The organism is Psychromonas antarctica (genome assembly GCF_022267535.1).
In the GTDB taxonomy this organism is placed as follows: domain Bacteria; phylum Pseudomonadota; class Gammaproteobacteria; order Enterobacterales; family Psychromonadaceae; genus Psychromonas; species Psychromonas antarctica.
The window spans coordinates 1-8,995 of record NZ_JAHNZV010000109.1 but is presented as its reverse complement, the minus strand read 5'-3'; the positions used below and the strand labels follow the sequence as shown (position 1 = coordinate 8,995).

At 36.8% G+C, this 8,995-nt stretch carries 7 protein-coding genes and 2 pseudogenes; 6 read left to right on the top strand and 3 right to left on the bottom strand.

Features of this window, described 5'->3' with window-relative positions; translation table 11 throughout:
- Window positions 1-95, top strand: a pseudogene (locus KSO91_RS17930) (IS982 family transposase); the annotation flags it as partial.
- Between the two features lie 119 nt (window positions 96-214).
- Window positions 215-1,594, top strand: a complete 1,380-nt coding sequence (locus KSO91_RS14620; RefSeq protein WP_238743773.1) for an SMODS domain-containing nucleotidyltransferase — start codon at window positions 215-217, stop codon at window positions 1,592-1,594.
- A gap of 1,273 nt (window positions 1,595-2,867) precedes the next feature.
- On the opposite strand, the gene KSO91_RS14615 is transcribed toward KSO91_RS14620, so the two are convergent.
- Window positions 2,868-3,443 (bottom strand): PEP-CTERM sorting domain-containing protein, encoded by a 576-nt coding sequence (locus KSO91_RS14615; protein WP_238743772.1) that lies wholly within the window; start codon window positions 3,441-3,443, stop codon window positions 2,868-2,870.
- Window positions 3,444-3,739: 296 nt separating this feature from the next.
- Between KSO91_RS14615 and KSO91_RS14610 the strand changes: the two are divergent.
- A pseudogene (locus KSO91_RS14610) lies at window positions 3,740-3,893 on the top strand (IS5/IS1182 family transposase); the annotation flags it as partial.
- Window positions 3,894-4,650: 757 nt separating this feature from the next.
- On the opposite strand, the gene KSO91_RS14605 reads toward KSO91_RS14610, so the two are convergent.
- Window positions 4,651-4,857, bottom strand: coding sequence for a cold-shock protein (locus KSO91_RS14605; protein ID WP_238743771.1), 207 nt, complete (start codon window positions 4,855-4,857; stop codon window positions 4,651-4,653).
- Window positions 4,858-5,143: 286 nt separating this feature from the next.
- On the bottom strand, window positions 5,144-5,581 hold the full coding sequence (locus KSO91_RS14600) for an ATP-dependent zinc protease family protein (RefSeq protein ID WP_238743770.1): 438 nt from the start codon (window positions 5,579-5,581) through the stop codon (window positions 5,144-5,146).
- A gap of 694 nt (window positions 5,582-6,275) precedes the next feature.
- Between KSO91_RS14600 and rimK the strand changes: the two genes are divergently transcribed.
- From rimK to KSO91_RS14585, 3 genes are all read left to right on the top strand, one after another.
- Window positions 6,276-7,181, top strand: a complete 906-nt coding sequence (gene rimK, locus KSO91_RS14595; protein ID WP_238743769.1) for a 30S ribosomal protein S6--L-glutamate ligase — start codon at window positions 6,276-6,278, stop codon at window positions 7,179-7,181.
- A 3-nt stretch (window positions 7,182-7,184) separates the two neighbouring features.
- A complete protein-coding gene (locus tag KSO91_RS14590) occupies window positions 7,185-8,186 on the top strand; it encodes a succinylglutamate desuccinylase/aspartoacylase family protein (protein WP_238743768.1) in 1,002 nt (333 codons plus the stop codon).
- A 372-nt stretch (window positions 8,187-8,558) separates the two neighbouring features.
- A complete protein-coding gene (locus KSO91_RS14585) occupies window positions 8,559-8,807 on the top strand; it encodes a hypothetical protein (protein WP_238743767.1) in 249 nt (82 codons plus the stop codon).
- Window positions 8,808-8,995 lie beyond the last annotated feature (188 nt).

The following is an 8,995-nucleotide window of genomic DNA, read 5'->3' as shown; positions in this document are numbered from 1 at the left end:
TTAATATTATTGCAGGAATAGTAGCTTACTGCGTAAAAAAACAGAAGCCATGCATTAAGCTGTCAACAAGCGAATCGGGTGTAATGACAGCTTAATAAATGCAGTTTCTTATCCAGATCTCAGGTTATGTAATTACAGGCTTCGTTACTATTGGTATTTTCTTTGTCCCAATTAGTAGAAATAAAATTATAAATATAGCCAAAGGGAAAATTAAATGAAACATGTAAAAATCTTTAATAACTTTATGAAAGATACTGTCAACTTAAATGAAACTCGCCTTAATAAAATGCAAATAGCTTCAAGTGCGGTTGTAAAGGTTGTTAAAGAATCAAGCAGTTTTTCTGACTTATATATTGAAGACTCGCCACAAGGATCTTATGGTCATCGAACTATAATTAAGCCTTTACCAGCTAAAGAGTTTGATGCAGATATTGTCATTTTTTTAAATAAGCATGATGATTGGGAAGCTAAAGATTATATTAAAGAGCTATACTCTATTTTCAAAAATAACCCTATATACAAAGATAAGGTTCACTATAATACACGCTGTATTTGTCTCGATTATGCTGGTGATTTCCATGTTGACGTAGTCCCTTGTATCGTAACATCAAAGTATTTTTTCTTGGAAGAAAAAAACTATTTTGTATGTAATCGAGCAACGAATGAATTTGAGGAAACAGACCCTGAAGCTTATAAAAAATGGATTAAAGATAAAAATGCAGTTGTAAAAAATAATAATCTAATTAAGTCTATTAGGTTATTTAAATACCTCAGAGATGTAAAAAAAACCTTTTCTTGTAAATCTATTTTATTGACTACATTAATTAGCAATAGTGTTCAGAATATTTTTGATGCATTGTCAGATGATTTCAAGGATCTACCTACATCATTTAAAACTCTCATTGATCGACTAGATTTGTATCTTCAGGCTAATGCAACAATGCCTCAAATTGAAAATCCAGTTCAACCTTCAGAAACATTTACACGCCACTGGGATGAACTTAAATATCAAAATTTCCGTAGTTTTATTCATAAGTATAAAGGCTGGGTTGATGATGCATTCGATGAACCAGATCGGGAGCTATCGATAAAGAAATGGCGGAAAATCTTTGGTGGAAATTTTCATGCAGTTGTTATGAAATCTGAATCTAGCATATCAAATGAGAGTAATTGTTTAGATAGCTTACTTAATGAGTCATGCACTTATATTTCAATTCCTAGCCACTGTATACCTCATAAATGGATAGAGGCAGACCCTGTTCAGGACATTACTGTTAATGTTCATTACAAGGATCAAACAAGAACTCAATTTATTAATAAATTGATATTTGGTTCTACTGTACCCAAAAAATATAATGTAAAGTTTGAAATAGCTAATTCACTACCGGAAGATTCACAAATTTATTGGCAAGTGACAAATACAGGGTCTGAAGCTGGCCTCGCTAATCAGCTTAGAGGAACTTTTATAGAAGGGGAAGCCGTACGCGAAGAAAGTACATCGTATAAGGGGAACCACTTTGTGGAAGCTTTTGTTGTTAAATCAGGTTACCTTTTAGCTCGGTCTGGTAAAGTTATCATTTCTATTGGTAATTAATGAGAGAGTCCCAATGGGGACGCATCTTACCTTTTTAAATTTTAAATGGGGTAGCTTTACTTTACAAATAAACATAGCATATTTTATATATATGCTTTGTGCCCTTTTACGCTTTAAAAAACTGCAACATTCTGGTCAATATTACTCAGCCATAACACCATGAAGATATCTGTAAACACGAGTATATGCAGTTTTTTGTAAAGGATTTTGGATTAAAAACACCTTAAATATTTGCATAAACCCCTTACCTTTACAAAGTAGATGTTTTCTGTGATGAATTTATTGAAATTTAAACAACCGAAAGACCATTAACAGACACCTTTAACTCACTCACTCGCTGTATTAGTATATTTTTAGTGGATATAATCTGATTACAAAGATAAAACCGAGGTTGACTAACATAGAAGTTGTGACGGCTGAGTATATTTAGCGACACAAATAGAGTTATTGTGATCATGATATCCTGGTCAATTTGCACCATAGAAAGCAAGCCCGCTTTCGGGAAAAAGCGGCAGTGGGGATGTTTACTAGTTGATACGATTGGGCATAACCTACTTAGAAAAATTACGCAAATATGATGTGTCGCCGAAGGCCCTTGATGACCTGAGACTCAGTCAAAATAATTACCAGTATTGAAGATCCAGTTGTTATCGTTCAGATTATATCTAATCTTAATTATAAAAAGTTAGTAGTAACAGCAGAATTTTTCCCTAAAGATAGAGCCCTTCCTAAAATGCTTTTGCATTACATGCTTATGCACTTAACTCAGGTAAAAATGGGAAAAGATAAAAACACGTCAAAAAATTGCACCACAGAGTAAAATGAGGGAAAACAGAGAAAAACATAAAAAATAATAATTATCTTATATTTTAGTCTATTAGTTTTTTCTCTTTGTAGCGCGCAGCGCCTCTGTGAATGAATGCGAACCCAAACGCAGTTTCGCAGTCGCATGAAGTGTGCGTGGTAGTGGTTTTAATCTTTTTACAAAAAACAACCTGAGTCATCTACATAAGCATGTTGCATTAAATGATCTCTAAAGCTAACGTTGAATTGCGTCTGCTAATCGGATAGAAACAGTCATAGTAAGGAGAAAAAGTAATTCTGACATGCTTTTGTCACAATATGATTCTGACACGATAAAATTTCATGTTTCAATCAATTTTGTGGCTTTCATTATTTCTTTAGTGGTTAGCAGGGAAGGACTTGTAAAGAAACAGGGATGATAATTTCGGTAAAGCGACTATTACAGTCGCCCTACAGAAGAGAGCTTTACTTACGCTCTACGACGAGCAAAAACTAAACCCATTAGACCTAAAGCAAGAAATGCTATTGAGCTAGGCCCTGGTACAGTCGAAATTTTAGCAATCTCAGAGGTGCCACTATCTCTAAGTGTCCCATATACCAATACTGATGCTGCGCCACCATTTTCCCAAAACAACAAATCAAATGATTCCATGCCAGTATCAGCAAACATATTCCAGCCGCTATCTTTGAGAGCAGTATTACCATTAAAGCTGTATAAACTGTTGCTACCTAAACTAACGTCTATGCCGTCATCATGAAAAAATTTAAGCGCTGAATATAATGAGGTATCAACCATGCCGGTGGCCGTTAATACAAATGTGTTGTTGTGTCCATCAGGAAAGGCTGGCGCACTGTGGTGGCCCCAGTCGCTAAAGAACACGTTATCACTATCAACAGTGGTATTCGCACTACTTGCGTTGTCAATAACAGCCTGAGATTGCGCGATGTTATTTATGCTTGAGTTAGATTCATAAATGTTAATAAGCGCAGCATTAGCATTTAATGCCAACAATGATGCCAGTGCCCCTAAAATAATTTTTTTCATTATCCTGTAACCTTGTGTGTTGTTTATATATTTTTAAAATTTGCGCAATAATAAATAAAAGCAATTATTGTACCAGTTTATTTTTTTGTTTAATAACATAAGGATAGGAATGGCAATATGCTTTCAATATATAAAGTGTAATATATTTCGACAGTTTGGTGGGTGTGGCATCGGGCAGCTATTGGATTTTTTTAATGTGATTTTACATTTCCCATAACTAGGGTGAGTTGATCTTTCGTGTAGGATTTTTGAACCGCATGGTGGCAATGTATAATGATTTCGCCAATATTGATTGATGCTTGTATAAATATCGGCATTTAGTCGAAAATGCATTTGCTAGGATCAAGAATCTTCGAGCAATAGCAACGAAAGACGATAAATTAAAGCAAAACTATACGAGCATTGTTGCCCCCCGTATTGACGATTATGTGGCTGCCGATGCATTGCTGAACAATTATTGAGCAGCAAAGATCAACAGGCCCGAATAGAGCAGATGAAAAGTGAAATTAACTCAGCAATCATTAGCTACACATGGTTTCTGTTCCTAGTTTGCAAGAATATAGCTAATGTTCGACTGCTAGTTAAAAATTGTTTTAAGCAATAACCCATAGTTGCTATAACAGACAAATTTTAACGGTTTTTTGAATAGAAAACCTTGTAGTAAGTATGAGAGTGCATGGGGTGACGATAAATTAGTTGTGAAATATAGATTTAAAATAAATTTGTCATTGAAGTTACCGAGGCTTGTTAACAGTGTAAAATTTTCCGACGCACATTACATTCTATCGATGGATATTCGACATCAATGCACTCCGACAGCAAAAGATGATAATAGTTAATATTGTCTAATGCAGTCATATCAACATGTTGAAATCTTATTTCTATGCATCAGTATTAACTCTATTTGTAGACAACTCTATTATATTGGGACCGCTTTGTGCTCCTTTGCGCTTTAAAAAACTGTAATATTGTGATTAATATAACTCAGCCACAACACCATGAAGACATCTGTAAACACGAGTATATGCAGGTTGTTTTTGTAAATAATTTCGGGTTAAAAAGACCTTAAATAATTGCGTGGTGCATTGACTTACCAATTTCACCTATTACGTCGCAACCGTATAAATAAAGAACGAGTGAGTCTGATTGCAGGTTTGGGCATGTTCAAATGAAAATAGCGACATCATGAAATGCACTATATTAAAATTTATATCGGCACAACATTATGCGCGCATGGCCCTTTTTTTCCTTTACCGACATCAAACTCCACATACTGCCCCTCCTGCAAAGAGGCATGACCGGCACTCACTTTAATTTCCGAGTGGTGCACGAACAACTCTTTGCTACCATTTTCTGGCGTAATAAAACCGAATCCTTTATCTGTATCGAACCACTTCACACACCCTTTACTCATTTTAGTTTTCCTATCTCTTATTTTCAAGTAAGCTCAACTCGGAAAAATGAAAGCAAAGCTATTTAAAATCATAAAGTTAAAAACCAACATCATATAGTGCTGATAGTTTTGCATAGTTCAAGGCAACTCAACATAACAACCACTCTATTATCAATAATTGTAGCCTAATATTGACAGGCATTAACCTGGGTCAGTTAAATTAAGTTGCTTTAGCTCAGCATATTGATTCAATACTGAGGAGCTACTCGAAGCAAAAACAATTCCAGTCATTAAAATAAAGCCTAGACTAACACTTAGATTGGATAAAATTTTCTCCCGGAGAGACAATGACTTTATCTTTCATTGCCTCACGCCCCAGTAACATTAAATAAGTCATGCTGGAGCGATCTGATAAAGAAATTTCAATTTTCCACTGCATTGAACCTATTACAATTCTTGTTTCAATAACATACCGTGTTTGCGTACAACCAGAAGAACTTTTGATTCGCCGTTTTGCTTTTACTTTTGCATGGCATTTAACGATTTTTTCAACATTATGAATATCAGGATGGATATAAAACTCAATCCATTTGCGCCCTTCTTTTCGATATTCCACAATATTATCAACATGCAAAGACGAGGTTTGAGCCCCTGTATCGATGCGCGCATCAAGTCCTTCTATCTGTAAATCAGGTAAACAGCATTTTTCTAATGCCCCAACGAGTAGTTTGTTTTTATATATCATATTTTATATTTCACTTTAAATCACTGCGTTATAAGTTCTTTAGACGGTTTATCGATTTTAAAATCCTAAGCATAACTCGTATTTTATTATTTTTAAGCTCTTTCAATGCTGAAAAACGAGAGCCCACTTTGCAAGCTATCAAGTAATCATAAAGCGGCAATATGGCTATACCCAAACCACCTGAGGAGGCTTATACCGAGGTAGCTTGGGTATAGAATACGCTATTTTATTGCGACTATACTGGTGCAGCCTAGCATCGCTTAAAAATAGCCAAATAGAAAGTAAAAAACAGTTACGGTAATGCACCATTATAACCGGCATTAGAGCCCATCAGAGGGATCTAATGCGCTAGTATAAGCCTGTTCCTCAGCAAAAAAACACCCTAAAACAAAGCCTGTTTTTCATAATAGATATTCTCTTAGTTAATTATTAACTGCAGCTAACAAATCTTATATCTTAACTCAGCATTGGGAGATATAATCACACTCGTTCCCCCTCCCCTCAACATCACACTGACAGGCCTGCAAGGGTAATTATAGTCGTGTAAATTAATACTTATTGCGTTCCTTAGCCTATGCTCTATTGTATTAATATAAAACAGCCTATGCTTAAGTTAAAGTGTCCCGTTTCTCAAAAAAACAAATTTTTAGTATATAGAATAGTTACTTATAACCATTTACTGTGAGAAAAAAATATGAAAATTGCCATATTGTCTAGAAATAAAAAACTTTACTCAACACGTCGTCTGGTTGAAGCAGCGCAGCTGCGTGGACATGACGTCGATGTTATTGATACCCTGCATTGCTATATGGATATCACTAGTAACAACCCCACCGTACGCTATAAAGGTGAAGCGTTACCACAATATGATGCCGTTATTCCACGCATAGGGGCATCGGTGAGCTTTTATGGCACTTCAGTAGTGCGTCAGTTTGAGATGATGGGCACCTTTAGTATTAATGAATCTGTTGCTATCAGTAGAAGTCGAGATAAGCTGCGATCCATGCAGCTATTATCCAGAAAAGGTATTGGTTTACCAAGAACAGGATTTGCACACCAACCCGACAATATTAAAGATTTAATCAAAAATGTCGGTGGTGCGCCTGTCGTCATTAAATTGCTCGAAGGAACTCAGGGTATCGGCGTAGTACTGGGTGAAACAACCAAAGCCGCAGAAAGCATCATTGAAGCCTTCATGGGACTTAAAGCCAATATACTCGTGCAAGAGTTTATAAAAGAGGCCGATGGTGCCGATATCCGCTGCCTCGTTGTCGGCGATAAAGTCATTGCGGCAATGAAACGACAAGCACAGGCCGGCGAGTTCAGATCTAATCTACATCGAGGGGGCAAAGCCGAAATTGTTAAACTCAGTAAAGAAGAGCGAGATACAGCGGTAAGGGCCGCCAAGGTGATGGGATTGAATCTCTGCGGCGTAGATCTTTTACGTTCAAGTCGTGGCCCCGTTGTTATGGAAGTCAATTCATCACCAGGGCTTGAAGGTATTGAAGCGGCTACTGGCAAGGATATTGCGGCGATAATTTACCAATTTATCGAGAAAAATGCCAAACCTCACAGTACTAAAACACGTGGTAAGGGCTAGTAAATGAAGGTGATTGAGATTGCGGGTATTACAATAGAACAGGGAGAAAGCAAACAAATCAAGCTCCCGGTCGCACGTTTATATACAGATAATGATATCTCTATGCCGATTTATATAAGACGGGGAAAAGTCGATGGACCAACCCTGTTTTTAAGCGCCGCAATCCACGGCGATGAACTAAACGGAATAGAAATAATTCGCCGTCTAATATGCTTAAAATCGCTCAAAAATTTAAAAGGTACCCTTATTGCAGTGCCGATGGTCAATGTGTATGGCGTACTTAATCAAACACGTTATATGCCCGATCGTCGAGATTTAAACCGCTCATTTCCGGGCTCTGACAAATCATCGTTGGCGGGACGGGTCGCAAATGTATTTCTGACACAAATAGTTAAACATTGCGATTATGGCATTGATTTACACACAGGATCGCTGCATCGCACTAATATCCCACAAATTAGAGCCAATCTGGAAGATCCAGAAACATTGGAATTAGCAAAAGCCTTTGGTGTACCGGTATTACTCAATGCTAATTTGCGTGATGGGTCCCTCAGACAAGCAGCTGCTGAAACGGGCACTAAAATACTGCTTTATGAAGCGGGGGAGGCATTACGCTTCGATGAGCTTTCAATTCGTGCTGGCGTTAAAGGTATACTTAATGTCTTACGTCACTTAGGCATGATACGTAAAACCAGCACAAAAAAAATTGCGGAGCCATTTATTGCCAAGAATAGTTCCTGGGTAAGGGCTTCTGCTAGCGGTATTGTCAAATATAAAAAACAGTTAGGCGACATGGTCAATAGCAAGGATCTGCTGGCTGAAATAGGCGATCCTTTTGGTAAAGTATTTGACAATGTCACGGCTCGTTATTCCGGTATCATCATAGGTAAGCAGAAAATCCCACTCGTACAAGAGGGCGATGCTATGTACCATATAGCCTATTTTGAGGATCATGAAGAAGTCGCCGAACATATTGAAATAATGCAAGATCTTTATGCCACATAAGACCCGCCATACTGCCCTCAACCTTAATAGCTGAAGTACAGATAGCATGCCTAAGCGCATGCTATTTTGATCCGGATAAAGACTAAAATCATTACTCCCATGCCGACTTCATAACAATCTGCGGCTCAATCACATGGTTTATTCATTAAGCAACTATTCATCGGGAAAAGTGGACACTCAGCTAATGCTTTAGTCACTGACAGGGCAAAATGACACAACAGAGTGCACAGTTAAAATGAATATTAGTTCACCTTATTTCATTATCTGATAAAAAATTTTTATCAGCAAACGCAATATTTTTTACTTTCCTAATTGCAAAAAAAAGTTGAATATTCTTCTCTGTTTTACACACCTAATATTAGGGGATTAACAATGAGTGAATTTGACTATCAAGAAGATAATGACGACTTTGATGACGATATTGACTTTATTGATTCAGATGATGAATTTGAAGAGCCAAGCCTAGAAAAAATAAAGCGCAGCAAAGACCAAACTCGTCGGGAAATTGAAATGTGGCATGAAAATAAACGTCTAAGAGCTGATACAGAAAATTTAATAGATGATGATTATGATTATGATTACGACTACAATGATCGCGATGTTGATTACGATTTTAATTAAAAAAACCTTCTCCCTAAATCAATCTGAAATATAGATTACTTGGGGCAATTTACCAAGTAACAAGTGAGCTTACGGCAGCGTAGCTCAACTTCCATTTTTTGTTCTGATTTAATACGGGTAACTCATCCATCAGGACTTAATTATGTCAAATCCAGAGCAACTTAGTAGCGTTATTACTGCATTTGAGC

Excerpts from the sequence above, each read along its gene's own strand:
- KSO91_RS14585 (WP_238743767.1), top strand. The coding sequence starts at position 8,559 with ATGAGTGAATTTGACTATCAAGAAGATAATGACGACTTTGATGACGAT.
- KSO91_RS14605 (WP_238743771.1), bottom strand. The coding sequence starts at position 4,857 with ATGAGTAAAGGGTGTGTGAAGTGGTTCGATACAGATAAAGGATTCGGT.
- rimK (WP_238743769.1), top strand. The coding sequence starts at position 6,276 with ATGAAAATTGCCATATTGTCTAGAAATAAAAAACTTTACTCAACACGT.
- KSO91_RS14620 (WP_238743773.1), top strand. The coding sequence starts at position 215 with ATGAAACATGTAAAAATCTTTAATAACTTTATGAAAGATACTGTCAAC.
- KSO91_RS14590 (WP_238743768.1), top strand. The coding sequence starts at position 7,185 with ATGAAGGTGATTGAGATTGCGGGTATTACAATAGAACAGGGAGAAAGC.
- KSO91_RS14600 (WP_238743770.1), bottom strand. The coding sequence starts at position 5,581 with ATGATATATAAAAACAAACTACTCGTTGGGGCATTAGAAAAATGCTGT.
- KSO91_RS14615 (WP_238743772.1), bottom strand. The coding sequence starts at position 3,443 with ATGAAAAAAATTATTTTAGGGGCACTGGCATCATTGTTGGCATTAAAT.